Here is a 15,883-nt window from a genome sequence, read left to right on the forward strand (position 1 = left end):
ATTTCTCAACTTTTTACATAAAATATAAACTGAATTTTCTGTATTTTTGATGTATAGTAAAAGAAGGAATATATGGGGAGGGAAGGGCATGAAAAAAAAGAAAATAGCAATTACACTATCGACTATATTATCTTTAACAATTACTTCAGGAGTTTCTAGTATGACTGCTCATGCAGAAAATAAAGAAGGGATCTCCGCAAAGGAGAATAATGTTAAGTTAAATGGTCAAGTTTCAGAAGCTTTAATGTCAAACACGAAAATTGAATTAGAAAATGGGATGACGAAACCAATTTATTCACTTGATGAAGCCATTGTAGAAAATCTATTTGTAGAGACAGAAGTTGATAGTGATCGAGATGGTAAAAAAGATCGTGTATCAGTAAAGGTTATGCGTCCAAAGGCGAATCCAGATGTGAAAGTTCCTGTTATTTATGAAATGAGTCCATATCGATCTGGTTTAAAAGATGTTCCTGTTTATAATGTTGATGAAGAATTGTATGCGTATGAAGGAAAACCGTATGGGGCAGTTAATCTTGGATCGTATGGTAATTATTATGTTCCGAGAGGATATGCAGTCATTTTAGGCGAAAGTATTGGAACTGGAAAATCAGATGGATGTCCGACAACTGGAGATGAGCAAGAAATACTAGGGACTAAGTCTGTCATTGATTGGGTAAATGGTCGTGCGAAAGCATATACAGAGGATGGTAAGGAAGTAAATGCAAGTTGGTCTTCGGGAAATGTAGGAATGACAGGAGTTTCTTATAATGGTACATTACCGAATGCTGTCGCAACGACTGGAGTTGAAGGGTTAAAAACAATTATTCCAATCGCAGCAATTAGTAGTTGGTATGATTATTATCGTGCAAATGGAGCAGTAATTGCGCCAGGTGGATATCAAGGAGAAGATACAGATAATATGGCTGAAGCAGTACTAACAAGAAAGAATCCTGAAGTTTGCGGGCAGGTTATTAAAGAACTAACAGCTGGACAAGATCGTAAAACAGGCGATTATAACGACTTTTGGGATAAACGTAACTATGTAAAAGATGTAAAAAATGTGAAAGCAAGTGTATTTGTAGTTCATGGGCTAAATGATTGGAATGTAAAAACGAAGCAGTTTTCACAGTGGTGGGAAGCTCTTGGCGAAAACAATGTTCCTCGTAAAATGTGGTTACATCAAGGTGGACACGGCGGAACATCAAGTAATAACTGGCAACAAACGCAAAATAAATGGTTCGATTATTGGTTATATGGAATTGAAAATGGAATTATGGCTGAACCGATGGTAGATGTACAACGTGAAAATAAATCGTGGCAAAAAATAAAAAATTGGCCAGATCCAGCGGCTGTACCATCAAAAGTCCGTATGTATTTAAGTAATAAAGCAGTCAATCTACCATTAAGTATGGGATCAGTAAACACGGTTTTTTCATTAATAGATGATGCAAAAATAAAATCGAATCAATTAGTAGAAAACCCAGAGCTGGAAATAGCGAACCGATTAGTATATACAATGCCTGTACTGCAAAAAGATATGCGAATAAGTGGGACGCCGAAAATTTCAATAACAGGTAATATTGATCGGTCTGTTTCAAATTTAACCGCTTTACTCGTTGATTACGGCGGAGCGAAGCCTGAAATTGTAACGAGAGGTTGGATGGATCCGCAAAACTTAAATAGTATAGAAAATTCAACGGCACTTCAACCTGGTAAGAATTATACATTTACATGGGACATGCAGCCAGATGATTACGTATTTAAAGCAGGACATCAAATTGGAGTCGTATTAATCGCAAGTGATTATGATTATACAATTAGACCGAAAGCAGGAACAAAGCTTACGGTGAAATTGAGTGAAGTGACATTGCCGATTGTGAAATAAAGGTACATGAGGGGAATGAGATAAAAGAGCTTACTAAGGTAAGCTCTTTTATATTGAGTGGATTTGTTTGCTAGAGTTTTATTAAAAATGTTTCTGTTAGTTTTCATTGTCCAAGCATTCTCTTGAAAACCACATATACTATTTATATTCAAGGTGGTCACTATTCTTATTGGGGCTGTTTTTTTAATATAAATGATACTTTAGGGAAGTAGGGAGATTAAATTTGGAAAACGAAGAACAAGGAAGAATTGAAAATCAAGTGTATTCTAATCGGGTTGTAAGATCAGAATTTGATAAGCATTGGGAAACTTGTATTTCAAAAAGTGGTTATGTAATCTATGTAGCGACGAGTGATCATGCTGAAGTAATAGTACTACTTTCAGATGGTTCAAGTAAATTATTAATCTTCAAAAAAGGCGGTAAAGTAATAGTGGGTGGCGGTGGAACGAGTCACTACAGCAAACCACATATTGCAAGAAATATTTAATGTAAAAAATGGTAATCGAGAAGACGCTGACAACCGTATAGTCTTTAATTTGCATATGGAGATACGTATCCTAAAGTGAGTTTTTGTTTTAGATTCTGGCGTTTTTAGTAATAAAAATAAGATGAAAAAGATCTTTAACGTATAAAGGTCTTTTTTGTTTATTCACAAATAAAATTAATGGAGGTGAGCTAATAATGAAAAATATTGGAGTAATCTATGTTCTTTCGGGAGTTCTCCTATTCGGGCTTACATATATAACTTCCGCAATTTACGCGGGTTCATTAGAAATTTGGGATAGACCAAGCGGGAAATTCTTTACTGCATTTTATGAAATTCATGGTACAATTTTATCGATAATTTCAATTTGTTTTATTATAGCGGGGATATACTGTATACATAAAAAAGTGTAGTGAAAATCAATCAGCCTTTCATGTACTATACATGAAAGGCTGATTGGTTGTATGTGTTGAAAGATTTTTTTATAAGAATTGTAGTTTTTAGGTAATAGTTAAAAATGTAACTGCTTATGTATGATTAAAATTATTTCGTCAAATGAATGTCACATAAAAGTCTTATAGTGTATATAGAAGGTGAAACATACATAAAGCAGGAGATGAAATGATGAAAAAAGCGCTACAGTATATATTCATATTACTTACGCTATTTACTTTAAGTTATGTAATTTATACTAACTACGAAAAGCAGAAAGAGATTAAAAATAATAAACAAGTAATTAGTGAAGTTGCAAAGAGGTATGGTATTCCAGAGTGGATACCATTATCTATTGCTGATCATGAAACAAAATTTGATCGAAAAGCAATAGGGGATAAAGGGACATCTTTCGGTCTGTTTCAATTACATCGTGATGGTTTAGCACCAGCACAATTATCGGAAGAGAGCTTAATAGATTCACAAATAAATGCAACAATAGCGATTTCTAATATGGTTAAATCGTATGAACGCGGTGTGAAAAAAGGATTGGTTGATTGGGAGTTACTTAAATATGTTGCCAATACATCAGGATGGCCAGGAAACTTAGGGGGAGAATGGACGGACAATAATACAAAATATAATATAGGGCTAGAACAATCATACCAATTATATAAGTAAGAGGAAGAAGTATAAAAGGCATTTCCAATTTGGGGAAATGCCTTTTATATGTTATAGTATAATAGTGTTTGAATGGTATGTTATTTTACTATATCTTCAAATTTGTTATGTAGTATTTTTATATTAAATAACTACTAATATCATTTTTTTATATAAGGAGTAAGTAGTAGGAATATGAAAAATATAGATTTTATACTAGAAAGTGATGAAACATTAAAACCGTCAGAAAGATTAGTACTATTATTATTAGAGAAGCATAGAATGTTATATACGAACGATCTATTAGCTCTTTCAAATTTATCATATAAAACATTAACAGATTCACTAACAGCACTCGTTTTAAAGTCTTATGTTTTAAAGGATACAGGTAAGGGAAGAAGGCAGAATTGTTATAGATTAGTATGATAAGATTAGTAATTATAGATATTTTATATGTGTTTTTTTCAAATGTAAGGTAAAATTCATTTTTTATTTTCGAATGAAAAAGTTAGTATAGAGGGTACATATATATTTAAATTTCATTTTTTTATTGTATTTTTTAATGATAGAAACAAGAAAAATAAACTGTATAAAAATGAAATTTAAAAAACAATCCGTTTTTAAAATGGATTGTTTTTTATTGGAATAATATTATTTGATAAATTGAAAGCATGAATGATTATTCTACTTCACATGTATATTTTTCAGGTAATAATTCCATAACGCTACATTTTACAAGTTCACCATTATAAGAAAGTATAACATTCGTATTTTTTCCGTAATCACTTATTAATTCTCGACACATACCACATGGAGCGACAACCCAACATTTTTCTATATCTTCATGAGGATGTGGGTGAGCAACTGCTACAATGGTATCAAATTCATGATCACCTTCTGAAATAGATTTTCCGATTGCCATAGCTTCACCGCATACTGTTATTCTTCCAACATTTGCTTCAACATGTACTGCTGCATACACATTACCCGTGTTGGTTCGTACAGCTGAACCGATATGATGACGACCATATTTATAGTTTTTTTCGATTACTTTTTCAGCAGCTCTAATTAAATCATAGTCTTCAGTGTTTAAAGGCATTACTTGTAACATAGTCTCTCTCCTTTATTAAGCATAATACGATCACTTTAACAGAAAATTTAAATATTTAAAACGGATAATTAAGTTTAATCACTATTATCAAAAAAACAATAAAATAACATTATTATGTAAATTATTAATTTGAAAAGGAAAATATAATAATGAATAGAACATATAGAAAGGGATATTCAAATAATTTGAAAACGGGGGGATTATTATGAAACATTTACAATCAATATCACAAGCAGTCATAAGCGGCGACAAGGAAAAGGTAGAAGAATTAATAAAGATTGATCCAAGTGTTGTTAACGAATTTAGTGAAGATGGCTGGACACCACTTCATTTAGCAGCTTATTTTGGACAAATAGAATTAGCAAGTTTTCTTTTAAAAAATGGTGCAGATATACATGTTAGAGCAAAGAATGAAAATGAGAATACACCACTTCAAGCGGCAATTGCGAACAAACAAAGCGAGCTTGTAGCTTTCTTAATTGAAAAGGGATCAGATGTGAATGCAGTTCAAAGTGGTGGTTGGACAGGTCTTCATGAAGCAGCTTTATTAGGAAATGAAGAAATAATTATATTATTACTTGAAAATCGGGCTAATAAAACGATTAAGAAAAATGATGGGAAAACAGCATACGATATTGCATTAGAGAAAGGGCATGAGCATCTTTTACATTATTTGCAGGGGGAAGTAAGTTTATGATTAATCGCTGGAATGTAGGGATTTTTCTATTTAATGAAGTGGAAGTGTTAGATTTCGCGGGGCCGTTTGAAGTTTTTTCCGTTGCTACAACGAATGGCGAACGACCATTTACTGTACATACCGTTAGCCAAGATGGGGAAATGATTATGGCGCGGAACGGATTAAAGGTACAACCGGATTATAGCATTGAAAACTTACCTCCAGTTGATATTTTAATTATTCCTGGTGGATTAGGTGTTAGAGAAAACGAAGTAGAAAATAAAATTGTAATAAATTGAATTCGCAAGCAGATGAAAGAAGTGAAGCTAATGGCCTCTGTTTGTACTGGAGCGCTTTTGTTAGCTAAAGCAGGTTTACTTGAGGAAAAACAAGCGACAACACATTGGGATAGTATTGAAAACTTTAGAAATAATTTTCCGAATGTTGAAGTATTAGAAAATGTAAAGTTTGTAGATGAGGGGCATATTATTACGTCTGGTGGAATTTCAGCCGGAATTAATATGTCATTTCATATTGTAAAAAATTTGTTAGGTGTTCGGGTTGCTGAAGAAACAGCGAAGATAATGGAATATGATATTGATTTACAATATTAAAAGTAAAACAAGACCAGCAGTTGGAAAAATCCAAATGCTGGTCTTGTTTTATATTGACTGAATATACGCTAATTCCTCATTTGTAAGGATCGGACGGGTAGTTGCATCTGCATTTTCTTTCGCTTGTGTTTCTGTTTTTGCGCCAGGAATTGCGACCGATACTGCTGGATGGGAGAGGACGTAGCGAAGTGCAAGTTGTCCTAATGTCTGATTTTTATTTGAGAGTAACCTTAATTTTTCTACTTTTTGTAAATCTTCTTGAAACCACTTTTCTTTTGGCCATTCTTTGCGTAAATCTCCGTCAGGAAAAGTTGTTTTATTTGTAAACTTTCCAGTTAATATCCCCATTTTTAAAGGTCCGCGTATAACAGCTCCTAAATTGTTCTCTTGTAGGTAGGGCAGTATGTCGATTTCTGGTTTTCGGTTTAATATGTTGTAATCAAGTTGCACAACATCAATTTCATTGTTTTTATTGAAATGTTTTATATATTGTAGGTCGTGAGTTGAAACACCAACAGCTCTTACTTTTCCGTCCCGTTTTAATATTTCAAATGCGCGTAAAAATGCTTCTGTTTCTTCTTGTTTATCCCACCAAATGTGACAGAAATAAACATCAATATAATCTGTTTCTAAGCGCAGTAAGCTAGTTTCAAATACTGCGATTACTTTTTCGGCAGTATTATAAACAGGCTCTCCACTTGGATCATAGTGATGCCCAATTAAACCGCCTTTCGTTGATAAAACGATATTATTACGGTGCTCTCTTATTGCTTGAGTTACTAACCTTTCACTATGTCCTAAACCGTATACATCAGCAGTATCAATAAAGTTTACGCCGCATTCAATTGCTTTCTTCATAGCGGTTATAGATTGTTTGTCGTTAACAGGACCCCATTCATCGCCGCCAATCGCCCACGCTCCAAAGCCAATTTCAGAAACAATAATTCCAGTTTTACCTAATGTACGGTAGTGCATCGCTTTTCCTCCTTGTAAGCATGTTATAACATCGGTATGCAAAACTGGAATTTATGTGTGTAAAAATGTTTTCTACAATTGGGGAAAAAGAATAACATAAACTACTATTTTATAGCAGCATAAATAAAAATTTTCATATCAAATACGGAAATGTCGTCGAACGCTATCTCTAATTGGTTAATTTGTGAGATTTTTTTGTGAAGGAGCTTATTTTATAAGAATAGAATTTAAGTTAGTAAGAGGATCGTGCCGATGGTAGTGAAAAATATGGGTTAGGGGGATTTGAAAATGAGGAAACTCAAAAGAGTAAATGTTCCTAATATACCAGAGCAACTATCACAGTCTAATGACAATCGAGCAATAAATAAAAAGAAATTAAGGCGATTTATATTCATGTTTATTTTTGTCGCTGCAACTACTTTGTACGTTCAATATATATTGACGAAACAACAAGAAATAATAAGTGAAAAAAAAGATACAATAACGAATCAAAAAAAACAATTAGTTTCATTAAAGAAAGATCAAGGTTCTTTAAAGACTAACATCGAGAATTTAACGGATAATGAAGAAGAAATTTTAAAGTTTGCGAGAAAAGAGTATCAATTTTCTAAGTCCAACGAAACAATATTCGTATTGCCAAAGTGAAGTGGTGGAACAGTTAGCGATAGCTAACTGTTTTTTGATGTATGAGGGAAAAGGTGTTTGTAGTATGAATGTCATGGTACAAGGAGCAATGACATATTGTAAAAATGAGAAGTTTGAGCCATTTTTAATTGTTGAAATAGATTTTCATAATTATGGAATATACGTCAAAATAAATATTGTTAAAATTCTGTCAATTGTATATAATACAAGGTAAGCGGATACATTTTTTAATCAACGTTGAGTTAACAGCTCATACGTCTGTTAAGAAAACCATTATCCTCGTATAAGAAAGGAAGATAGCTGTGTACGCTTCAAATACAATTTACGTCGTAGGGGATGCGAAAGCACCTCAAAATAATCCTATTACCGAAAAGTTCAAAAGTTATTTTGTAGCATTTGTACTTGAGAAGGATACAGGGGAAATTGTAGATGCAGATTGCTCAGCAACAATTGCATTAACATCTCAATTTGTTAAATATTTGTTTCTACATAAAAATATTAATGACCCAGCATTAGTAACAGAAATAAAAAATCGATACTTCGGTTCGTCTCAAAAGGCGCTACTTGTAGCGCTAAAGGATGCACAGAAAAAATATAATCAGATTGCTGCTTTGTCTACCCATTCATAGACAAAATCCAGCCGTAAGAATTTTCTTATGGCTGGATTTTTTTATTTCGTATTAATAGGCAGAATAAAAGCCTCCCGTGGATTAAAGTTACACTCTAAAGACAACGAAAGGATGAACAAAATGAAAATTACTGATGTGAAGGTAAAACGTCGACACGTAAAACTTCATACACCGTTTAAAACAGCGCTCCGTACTGTAACGGAAATCGAAAGTATAGATGTGGTTATTCATACAGATGAAGGGATTGTTGGGAAAGGAGCTGCTACTGCAACGCCGGTTATTACAGGTGATTTTGCCAACGGGATTGAGGAAGCAATATTAGGGCCAATTCGCTCTGTATTAGTTGATAAAGATGTACTGCAGTTTCAAACGTTATTGTTACACATTCAAATGAGCTGTATAGGAAATACAAGTGCGAAAGCGGCGGTAGATATGGCTTTATACGATGTATATTGTCAATTTCACAACATACCATTATACGCATTACTAGGTGGAAAGAAAGAGATTTATACTGATATTACTGTAAGTGTGGATGAACCTTTATTAATGGCAAAAGAAACGAAAAAGCATATCGAAAAGGGATTCCAAACATTAAAAATTAAGGTGGGTAAAGAGGCGCATTTAGATTTGGAACGCATAGAGGCAATTCGAAATGTGGTTCCAAAGAGTACAACGTTACGTTTAGATGCAAATCAAGGATGGAAACCGAAAGAAGCGATTTCTATTATTAGAGAAATGGAGAATAGAAATTTAAATATAGAATTTGTAGAACAACCAGTTCATGCGAAAGATTGGGAAGGATTAAAGTACGTAAAGGACAATGTACAAACGCCTATTATGGCAGATGAAAGTATGTTTTCAGCGGGTGACGCATTAAAAATTGTCCAAGGAGGATATGCAGACCTGATTAATATTAAATTAATGAAATGCGGTGGTATTCGAGAAGCCTGGAAAATTGCGGATATCGCGGAAGCAGCAGGTGTGAAATGTATGGTTGGAAGTATGATGGAATCTTCACTTTCAGTTAGTGCTGTTGCCCATTTAGCTGCGGCACATCCGAACATTCATTACTTTGATCTTGATGCACCGTTATGGTTAGTAGAAGAGCCAGAAGGAATGACTTACACTGGTCCAAAGGTAAACCTGCATTCTGTAGTGAATATACAATCTTAGGAGTAGTACCTAGTAAACTATCTTTTAAGGGGGATATATATGAAAAAAGTAGGAACTGCATTTTTAACAACTTTATTTATATTTTCATCGTTTACTTCGGCAAATGCTGAAGAGAAGAAGGATAATAAAGCATTTATAGATGTATCTGCTGCAACGTTATGGACTGCGCCTGACTCATTACGACCAATTGATGCACCGAGCGCAACAAATCCAGTTGATTTGTGGAAGTGGACGAAATCAATGACGCTTGATGAGAAGCTTTGGTTAACGAGTGCAAATAAATTAGAAACGCAAGCGCTACTCGGTCAAGAAGTAACAGTAATTGATAAAAAAGGTGATTGGGTAAAAGTACTAGTGCACGGACAGCCAACTCCACGAAACGAAGAAGGCTATCCAGGTTGGATGCCTGAAAAACAATTAACATATAATCAAGAATTTGCAGATAAAACAAATGAACCTTTCGTATTAGTAACGAAACCGACAGCCATTTTGTATATAAATCCTTCTGAAAAACATAAATCACTTGAAGTCAGTTATAATACGCGACTGCCGCTATTAAGTGAAGATCCGATTTCATACCGTGTATTGTTACCAAATGGTCAGAAGGCATGGCTACGAAAAAATGATGGAACTGTTTACCGTTCTCAAAATGATATTCCAAAGCCGACAGCTGATGATTTAATAAACACGGGAAAAATGTTTTTAGGATTACCGTATATATGGGCTGGTACAAGTGGATTCGGATTTGATTGCTCTGGATTTACACATACGATTTATAAATCACATGGTATTACAATACCGAGGGATTCTGGGCCACAATCAAAAGCAGGAATTGCGGTTGATAAAGAAAACCTACAAAAGGGCGATTTAATATTCTTTGCACATAACCAAGGAAAAGGTAGTGTTCATCACGTTGGAATGTATATTGGTGACGGAAATATGATTCACTCACCAAGAGCTGAAAGATCAGTTGAAATTATTCCGTTAAATACACCAGGATATATAGAAGAATACGCGGGTGCTCGTCGTTACTTACCTTAAAAAATAGAGGGGGTTTTCAAATGAAAAAAGTTGTTCGTTACTCATTAGTTAGTACTCTATTAGTTTCTTCATTTTTAGTGGGCTGCGCAAAAGAAAAAACAACGACAAAGCCGAAAGATGAGAAGAAAGTATTACAGCTACTAGAAACGGGTGAAATTCCGTCATTAAATTCAGGAAAAGTAACTGATGCGGTATCGTTTAACGTGTTAAATAACGTAATGGAAGGGTTATTCCGTTTATCGAAAAATGATGAAGTGATTGAGGCTGGGGCACAGAAATATGAAGTGAGTAAAGACGGAAAGACTTATACATTCCACTTGCGTGATGCGAAATGGTCTAACGGTGATCCAGTAACAGCTCATGATTACGTATATGCTTGGAAGCAACTTATTAATCCAGATACAGTCTCTCAATATGCATATATCGCGTACGATGTGAAAAATGCGGAGAAGATAAATAAGAAACAATTAGGCTTAGAAGAATTAGGTGTGAAAGCAAAAGATGATAAAACGTTCGTTGTTGAGTTAGAACATCCAGTACCGTATTTTACGAAACTACTTATTTTACCGTCTTTCTATCCAATTAATGAAAAGTTTGCGAAAGAGCAAGGCGATAAATACGGGTTAGAAGCAAATAAAGCGATATATAATGGGCCATTTACATTATCAGAGTGGAAGCATGAAGCAAGTTTTACAATGAAGAAAAACGATAAATATTGGGATAAAAAAGAAGTGAAGTTAGATGAAGTAAACTATCAAATTGTTAAAGAAATTTCAACTGCGGTAAATTTATATGAAACAGATAAAGTAGATAGGGCTGTCATTTCCACAGAATTCGTAGATAAATATAAAAATAATAAAGAGCTAAAACAATATACAGATCCGGTTATGTACTTCTTCCGTTTCAATGAAAATGTACCAATTCTTAAAAATAAAAATGCCCGTCTTGCACTAAGTACTGTGTTTGATAAGAAGGGGCTCGCAACTTCATTTTTAAATGATGGTTCTGTCGCTGCGAACTACTACGTACCAAAAGGATTTTTAAAAGGTCCAGATAAGAAAGATTTTAGAAGTACGGCAGGTGAGTTTAATAAGACTGATGTAAAACAAGCGAAAGAATATTGGGAAAAGGCGAAGCAAGAAACGGGAACAAATGAAGTAACGCTGGAGTTATTAAACTATGACTTAGAAAACTTTAAAAAAGTAGGCGAGTATATTAAAGAACAGCTTGAGAAAAATTTACCAGGCTTAAAGGTAAATGTGAAATTACAACCACATACACAAAAACTAGCGCTCGAGAAGAAAAAAGAATATGAAATGTCGTTATCACGTTGGTTACCTGATTATCCAGATCCAATGACATACTTAGAAGTTTTCCTTTCGGGAAGTACCGTAAATAATACAGGATATGCAAATCCAGAGTATGACGCGTTAATTAAGAAGATTAAAACTGAATTAGGTAATGATGAAAAAGCTCGTTGGAAAGCACTGCAAGATGCTGAAAAAATGCTTCTGGATGATGCAGTAATTGCACCAGTATTCCAGCGAGGATTATCGTATTTACAAAAGCCATATGTGAAAGACTTATATGTACATCAATTTGGTCCAGCTACAAGCTTAAAATGGGCAGATGTACAAAAGTAAAGTGATGGAGAAACAGACTTCACGTATGTGATAGTCTGTTTTTTCTTATAGCTTCAAATGAGTTATAGACATTTCAAATGTTTTCTCGCCGTTTAAAAATAAAATTATTACATAAATTCCAGTGTGAAATTTATGTGGAATCTTGTATAATTAACGTGTTTCTTTGGAAACATTTTCTTGTGCTATTTGTATAGGACTTAATAGAACAAGGAAGGAAATACATACATGTATAATAGATAAATAGAATGGAACATGTATAGAGAAAAAGGAGAGAAATGATGACGTGTCAAAAACAAGGGTTACAATTTAATAGTACTAGAAAGAGGAATAGCAGATGAAGATGAAGCATGTTTTCGGACCAATTATTTTAGCTTGCGTACTTTTTTTCATTGTATTGCTTATTCCCTCTAAGAGTTTAGTATCACTAATAAGCGATAAAAAGGTAGAAGATGCAGCAACTTCCTTGCAAAAAGAAAAATTGCAAAGTGTTTTCTTACAGCAAAAAATGTTAGAGAATTCGCAGTATTTACCGATGTATGGTTCATCAGAATTTTTACGAATGGATGCATATCATCCGTCTAATTATTTTAAAGTAAATCCGGCAGGCTTTACTCCATTTTTAATAGGGACTGGTGGTACGCAAAGCTTGGCTCATATTTTAAATATGACGTCTACAATGGATGGATTAGAAGGTAAAAAGGTAGTCTTTGTTCTTTCACCACAATGGTTTACAAAAACCGGTGTGTCACAAGGGGATTTTACAAATAATTTCTCCAAACAACAAGCCTATCACTTTATTTTTAATGATGAAATAAATCCTGAAATGAAGAAAAAAATCGCGAAGCGTTTATTAGATTACAAAGTTGTTCGTAAAGACGCGATCTTAAGTAGTTCTCTAGAAAGTATTATATATAACGATACAAAACATAACATAAAAGCTGGATTAGCTAAGCCGCTAGCGTATATGTATCGGAACATTTTAGATCATCGAGATTTATTTAACTCTCTATTTAAGATTGAACCGATGAAAGAGAAAACGAATATGGGATTACGTTCGCTTTCTTGGGAAGATGCACGTAAACATGCGGAGCAAGAAGGTAAAGTGGGATCCACAACAAATACATTCGGAATTGAAAATCCATATTACTATAAACATAATTTAAAGAAAAAATTAAAAGGTTTAAAAAACTTTAGAGCAAATGAATCTTATGATGATTCACCAGAATATGATGACTTACAAATTGTTTTAGATCTTTTCAAAGAAAAAAATATAAAACCACTCTTTATTTCTGTGCCTGTAAACGGACCGTGGTATGATTACGCTGGTTTCCCGAAAGAACGTCGTGATGTGTATTATAATAAGGTTCGCGAGCAAGTCGAGAAAGCGGGATACCCAGTAGTCGATTTTTCTAGCCATGAATATGATAAGTATTTCTTAAAAGATACGATTCATTTAGGTTGGAAAGGCTGGATTTATTTCGATGAAGCAGTGCATAAGTTTTACTCTGAGAAATAACAACTTAGAAACAGGAATGGCAATTAAGCCGTTCCTGTTTTTTAATATAAAGGATTTTGGTGTGGGCAATTTGGAAAGGCGTGTATATCTTGAATTTGTCTAAAATCATAATGTTTCATTGCAAATTGAGCTTGGTAAAGGTATTCATAAACAAATAATTGATTATTTTGTACGCCGCATAAAACGCCGGATGTCCCTTGCCCATTAATGAGGGAAACACCAACAGGGCGTCCGATTAAGTATGGTACTTTTTGCTGCCAATGCATAGGGGAAATCACTCCTTTTGAGTTACTATACGAATTATATGACTGAATGGTTGCTTATCCACGTAAATCTTAAACGGGAGGGGTTTTTATGTAATGTCTAGAAGTTATATATGAATCGATTATTAGTGTGAAAGAGGAATGAATTATGGAGAAAGAAAGTATTCTAGAAGAAAAGTTAAGACTAATAGAATGGTGCCAAACATTGAAGTGTGTAACTAATGATGTATGGTTTGAACCTTTTAGAAAAGGTTCATGGGGAATTGCGGATGTGATTTCACATTTAATCATTTGGGATGAGTTTTTAATGAATTTTAGAATTCCATACTTTATAAGTGGACAATCTGTACCCCATGTTCCAACAGGTGTTGAGGAAATGAATGAGGGTGCAATAAAATATGCGAGATCCGGTATTTCAAAAGAAGAACTATTAGATCAATTCAGCTTTACTCGTAAACAGTTAGTTGATCAAATTAATCAAATTTCTGCCCGGAATTTTAAAGATGATTTCCAATTCGGCACGAAAAGAGTGAGATTAAACAATTATTTTTCATCACTCATTCAACATGATTTAAAACATAAAGAAGAAATTATACAATTCCTAAAACTTAGCGAAGCCAATAATAAAAACCGCTATAATTCTAAATGAATTTATAGCGGTTTTTATTATAATCTTAAGCAAGATTTTTACGTTTTTTTGTCCACTTTTTTATTACGAAATATAAAATAATAAGAACAACCCCGCCAATAGCGAAAGATTTCACATACGGTCCAGCAATTTCATTAATATTCTCCCAGTTTTCACCTAGTTTTTCACCTAGATAAATGAAAATGATAGACCAAGGGATTATCGCAAGTGCTGTTAAAGTAGTGAAACGTAGTAATGGCATTTTTGTAATACCAGCAGGAATTGAAATCGCATGACGCACTACCGGAATGAAGCGCGCTGTGAAAATTACGCCAGTTCCGTAACGATTAAACCAATCTTCAGCAGCATCCATTTGTTTTTTATGTATGAAAATATACTTACCGTAACGTTCTAATACAGGGCGACCACCATATCGACCAATCCAGTAAACAAAAATTTGGGCAATAACACCACCAATTGTACCGAATATAACTGCGCCTACAAATGAGATACTACCATTGAATACTAAGTATCCCGCATAAGCAAGGACAATCTCACTTGGAATAATTTCAATCATAAGTCCGAGCATAATGCCCCAATAACCTAATCCTTCAAAAAATGTTAATACTGAGTGAATAAAACTACTTAACATTGTTGCACCTTCTAATTTATGAATTTTGAATATAAGCCCCTTTATTTAACAACATAAAAGGTTCACTATATGTAGATTATACCTTATTTATATAGGGGATTGCCATTTCAATTCTTTTATGTCTCTCATAAGTATTATAGTAAAGGATATAAGTTGAGTTTTCATGAAGAGAGAATGAAAGGAATATTAAAAAATTCTCATTTTATATGTAGTAAAAATAGGGGGATTTTTATTTGTATGTTATACAATAAAGGTGGAATATTTGGAATTTATATCTATAAAAAGGGCTATATGCAGGAGGAGTTAAATGAATGTTAGGATTACCCCGTGGTGAAGTTTTTTTAGTTCCATGGACTGAGGAATGGGAAGTTGCATTTTTAAAAGAGAAACAATTAATTGAAGACCAAATTGGAGAATATATTTTGGCAACACACCATATTGGAAGTACTTCTATTCCATACTTGAGTGCAAAACCTATTATTGATATTGCAATTGAATTGAAAAATTTTGAGAATGGTGTGAAATGTATTGCTAGGTTAGAGCATTTAAAATATAGGTATAGAAAAGATGTATTACCTGAAAGATATTATTTTAATAAAGGAGAGCCGAGAACACATCAAATTCATATGTATGAAAAGGGGAATAAATATTTAATTGAGCAATTGTGTTTTAGAAACTACTTAATAAATAATAAAACTGCTCGGATTGAGTATGAGCAGTTAAAGATGAAATTGTCACAGGTTACCCCCAATAATAAACATAAATATGCTGATGATAAAACAGGCTTTGTTAAATCTGCATTGGATAAAATAAACAATTGAAAAAGGAGGCTATGTGAAACTATTGGCATTCCTAA

General features: G+C 33.6%; 19 protein-coding genes and 1 pseudogene. 16 read left to right on the forward strand and 4 right to left on the reverse strand.

Annotation, left to right across the window (positions count from 1 at the left end; genetic code table 11):
- Positions 1 to 88: 88 nt before the first annotated feature.
- The 5 genes from JDS80_RS16240 (at position 89) to JDS80_RS16260 (ending at position 3,887) form a co-directional block, all read left to right on the forward strand.
- Positions 89 to 1,885, forward strand: a complete 1,797-nt coding sequence (locus JDS80_RS16240; protein ID WP_199639282.1) for a Xaa-Pro dipeptidyl-peptidase — start codon at positions 89 to 91, stop codon at positions 1,883 to 1,885.
- A gap of 223 nt (positions 1,886 to 2,108) precedes the next feature.
- Positions 2,109 to 2,372 carry a hypothetical protein gene (locus tag JDS80_RS16245; protein ID WP_000426648.1) on the forward strand — a complete coding sequence of 88 codons (264 nt, stop codon included), beginning with the start codon at positions 2,109 to 2,111 and terminating at the stop codon, positions 2,370 to 2,372.
- A gap of 194 nt (positions 2,373 to 2,566) precedes the next feature.
- Entirely contained in the window at positions 2,567 to 2,782 is a 216-nt protein-coding gene (locus JDS80_RS16250) for a hypothetical protein (RefSeq protein ID WP_071746213.1), read from the forward strand.
- Between the two features lie 208 nt (positions 2,783 to 2,990).
- Entirely contained in the window at positions 2,991 to 3,482 is a 492-nt protein-coding gene (locus tag JDS80_RS16255) for a transglycosylase SLT domain-containing protein (protein ID WP_098889375.1), read from the forward strand.
- 174 nt (positions 3,483 to 3,656) lie between these two features.
- Complete coding sequence (locus JDS80_RS16260) at positions 3,657 to 3,887, forward strand: hypothetical protein (RefSeq protein WP_000789035.1); 231 nt, start codon at positions 3,657 to 3,659, stop codon at positions 3,885 to 3,887.
- A 253-nt stretch (positions 3,888 to 4,140) separates the two neighbouring features.
- On the opposite strand, the gene JDS80_RS16265 is transcribed toward JDS80_RS16260, so the two are convergent.
- Positions 4,141 to 4,572, reverse strand: coding sequence for a cytidine deaminase (locus JDS80_RS16265; protein ID WP_071746211.1), 432 nt, complete (start codon positions 4,570 to 4,572; stop codon positions 4,141 to 4,143).
- Between the two features lie 205 nt (positions 4,573 to 4,777).
- Between JDS80_RS16265 and JDS80_RS16270 the strand changes: the two genes are divergently transcribed.
- Together JDS80_RS16270 and JDS80_RS16275 are read left to right on the forward strand one after the other, a co-directional pair.
- Entirely contained in the window at positions 4,778 to 5,269 is a 492-nt protein-coding gene (locus JDS80_RS16270; protein ID WP_071746210.1) for an ankyrin repeat domain-containing protein, read from the forward strand.
- A pseudogene (locus JDS80_RS16275) lies at positions 5,266 to 5,862 on the forward strand (DJ-1/PfpI family protein). The gene JDS80_RS16270 and the pseudogene JDS80_RS16275 overlap by 4 nt, the downstream one beginning before the upstream one ends.
- 48 nt (positions 5,863 to 5,910) lie before the next feature.
- On the opposite strand, the gene JDS80_RS16280 reads toward JDS80_RS16275, so the two are convergent.
- Positions 5,911 to 6,837 (reverse strand): aldo/keto reductase, encoded by a 927-nt coding sequence (locus tag JDS80_RS16280; protein WP_071746209.1) that lies wholly within the window; start codon positions 6,835 to 6,837, stop codon positions 5,911 to 5,913.
- 288 nt (positions 6,838 to 7,125) lie between these two features.
- Here JDS80_RS16280 and JDS80_RS16285 point away from each other — a divergent pair, with 288 nt between their 5' ends.
- The 7 genes from JDS80_RS16285 (at position 7,126) to dltD (ending at position 13,484) form a co-directional block, all read left to right on the forward strand.
- Complete coding sequence (locus tag JDS80_RS16285; protein WP_071746208.1) at positions 7,126 to 7,482, forward strand: FtsB family cell division protein; 357 nt, start codon at positions 7,126 to 7,128, stop codon at positions 7,480 to 7,482.
- On the forward strand, positions 7,421 to 7,696 hold the full coding sequence (locus JDS80_RS32120) for a hypothetical protein (RefSeq protein ID WP_071746207.1): 276 nt from the start codon (positions 7,421 to 7,423) through the stop codon (positions 7,694 to 7,696). The genes JDS80_RS16285 and JDS80_RS32120 overlap by 62 nt, the downstream gene beginning before the upstream one ends.
- Before the next feature lie 88 nt (positions 7,697 to 7,784).
- Positions 7,785 to 8,111 (forward strand): DUF3870 domain-containing protein, encoded by a 327-nt coding sequence (locus JDS80_RS16290; protein WP_002012954.1) that lies wholly within the window; start codon positions 7,785 to 7,787, stop codon positions 8,109 to 8,111.
- A gap of 111 nt (positions 8,112 to 8,222) precedes the next feature.
- Positions 8,223 to 9,284, forward strand: a complete 1,062-nt coding sequence (locus JDS80_RS16295) for a dipeptide epimerase (protein ID WP_180237364.1) — start codon at positions 8,223 to 8,225, stop codon at positions 9,282 to 9,284.
- 39 nt (positions 9,285 to 9,323) lie between these two features.
- A complete protein-coding gene (locus JDS80_RS16300; RefSeq protein ID WP_071746205.1) occupies positions 9,324 to 10,325 on the forward strand; it encodes a C40 family peptidase in 1,002 nt (333 codons plus the stop codon).
- A 20-nt stretch (positions 10,326 to 10,345) separates the two neighbouring features.
- Positions 10,346 to 11,968 (forward strand): peptide ABC transporter substrate-binding protein, encoded by a 1,623-nt coding sequence (locus tag JDS80_RS16305; protein ID WP_090813539.1) that lies wholly within the window; start codon positions 10,346 to 10,348, stop codon positions 11,966 to 11,968.
- Between the two features lie 334 nt (positions 11,969 to 12,302).
- Entirely contained in the window at positions 12,303 to 13,484 is a 1,182-nt protein-coding gene (dltD, locus tag JDS80_RS16310) for a D-alanyl-lipoteichoic acid biosynthesis protein DltD (protein WP_071746203.1), read from the forward strand.
- 41 nt (positions 13,485 to 13,525) lie between these two features.
- Here the strand turns inward: dltD and JDS80_RS16315 are convergent, their stop codons facing one another.
- Positions 13,526 to 13,750 (reverse strand): hypothetical protein, encoded by a 225-nt coding sequence (locus JDS80_RS16315; protein ID WP_002032598.1) that lies wholly within the window; start codon positions 13,748 to 13,750, stop codon positions 13,526 to 13,528.
- Positions 13,751 to 13,895: 145 nt separating this feature from the next.
- On the opposite strand from JDS80_RS16315, the gene JDS80_RS16320 reads away from it, so the two are divergent.
- Positions 13,896 to 14,396: a DinB family protein gene (locus tag JDS80_RS16320; RefSeq protein WP_098889378.1), complete on the forward strand. Its 501-nt coding sequence runs from the start codon at positions 13,896 to 13,898 to the stop codon at positions 14,394 to 14,396.
- Positions 14,397 to 14,421: 25 nt separating this feature from the next.
- On the opposite strand, the gene uptA is transcribed toward JDS80_RS16320, so the two are convergent.
- A complete protein-coding gene (uptA, locus tag JDS80_RS16325; RefSeq protein ID WP_071746201.1) occupies positions 14,422 to 15,027 on the reverse strand; it encodes an undecaprenyl phosphate transporter UptA in 606 nt (201 codons plus the stop codon).
- A 311-nt stretch (positions 15,028 to 15,338) separates the two neighbouring features.
- On the opposite strand from uptA, the gene JDS80_RS16330 reads away from it, so the two are divergent.
- On the forward strand, positions 15,339 to 15,848 hold the full coding sequence (locus JDS80_RS16330; RefSeq protein ID WP_098889379.1) for a GrpB family protein: 510 nt from the start codon (positions 15,339 to 15,341) through the stop codon (positions 15,846 to 15,848).
- Positions 15,849 to 15,883 lie beyond the last annotated feature (35 nt).

Source organism: Bacillus cereus group sp. N8, assembly GCF_016483685.1.
GTDB classification, from domain to species: Bacteria; Bacillota; Bacilli; order Bacillales; family Bacillaceae_G; genus Bacillus_A; species Bacillus_A proteolyticus.

Excerpts from the sequence above, each read along its gene's own strand:
- JDS80_RS16240 (WP_199639282.1), top strand. The coding sequence starts at position 89 with ATGAAAAAAAAGAAAATAGCAATTACACTATCGACTATATTATCTTTA.
- JDS80_RS16250 (WP_071746213.1), top strand. The coding sequence starts at position 2,567 with ATGAAAAATATTGGAGTAATCTATGTTCTTTCGGGAGTTCTCCTATTC.
- JDS80_RS16255 (WP_098889375.1), top strand. The coding sequence starts at position 2,991 with ATGATGAAAAAAGCGCTACAGTATATATTCATATTACTTACGCTATTT.
- JDS80_RS16260 (WP_000789035.1), top strand. The coding sequence starts at position 3,657 with ATGAAAAATATAGATTTTATACTAGAAAGTGATGAAACATTAAAACCG.
- JDS80_RS16265 (WP_071746211.1), bottom strand. The coding sequence starts at position 4,572 with ATGTTACAAGTAATGCCTTTAAACACTGAAGACTATGATTTAATTAGA.
- JDS80_RS16270 (WP_071746210.1), top strand. The coding sequence starts at position 4,778 with ATGAAACATTTACAATCAATATCACAAGCAGTCATAAGCGGCGACAAG.
- JDS80_RS16280 (WP_071746209.1), bottom strand. The coding sequence starts at position 6,837 with ATGCACTACCGTACATTAGGTAAAACTGGAATTATTGTTTCTGAAATT.
- JDS80_RS16285 (WP_071746208.1), top strand. The coding sequence starts at position 7,126 with ATGAGGAAACTCAAAAGAGTAAATGTTCCTAATATACCAGAGCAACTA.
- JDS80_RS16295 (WP_180237364.1), top strand. The coding sequence starts at position 8,223 with ATGAACAAAATGAAAATTACTGATGTGAAGGTAAAACGTCGACACGTA.
- JDS80_RS16300 (WP_071746205.1), top strand. The coding sequence starts at position 9,324 with ATGAAAAAAGTAGGAACTGCATTTTTAACAACTTTATTTATATTTTCA.
- JDS80_RS16305 (WP_090813539.1), top strand. The coding sequence starts at position 10,346 with ATGAAAAAAGTTGTTCGTTACTCATTAGTTAGTACTCTATTAGTTTCT.
- dltD (WP_071746203.1), top strand. The coding sequence starts at position 12,303 with ATGAAGATGAAGCATGTTTTCGGACCAATTATTTTAGCTTGCGTACTT.
- JDS80_RS16315 (WP_002032598.1), bottom strand. The coding sequence starts at position 13,750 with ATGCATTGGCAGCAAAAAGTACCATACTTAATCGGACGCCCTGTTGGT.
- JDS80_RS16320 (WP_098889378.1), top strand. The coding sequence starts at position 13,896 with ATGGAGAAAGAAAGTATTCTAGAAGAAAAGTTAAGACTAATAGAATGG.
- uptA (WP_071746201.1), bottom strand. The coding sequence starts at position 15,027 with ATGTTAAGTAGTTTTATTCACTCAGTATTAACATTTTTTGAAGGATTA.
- JDS80_RS16330 (WP_098889379.1), top strand. The coding sequence starts at position 15,339 with ATGTTAGGATTACCCCGTGGTGAAGTTTTTTTAGTTCCATGGACTGAG.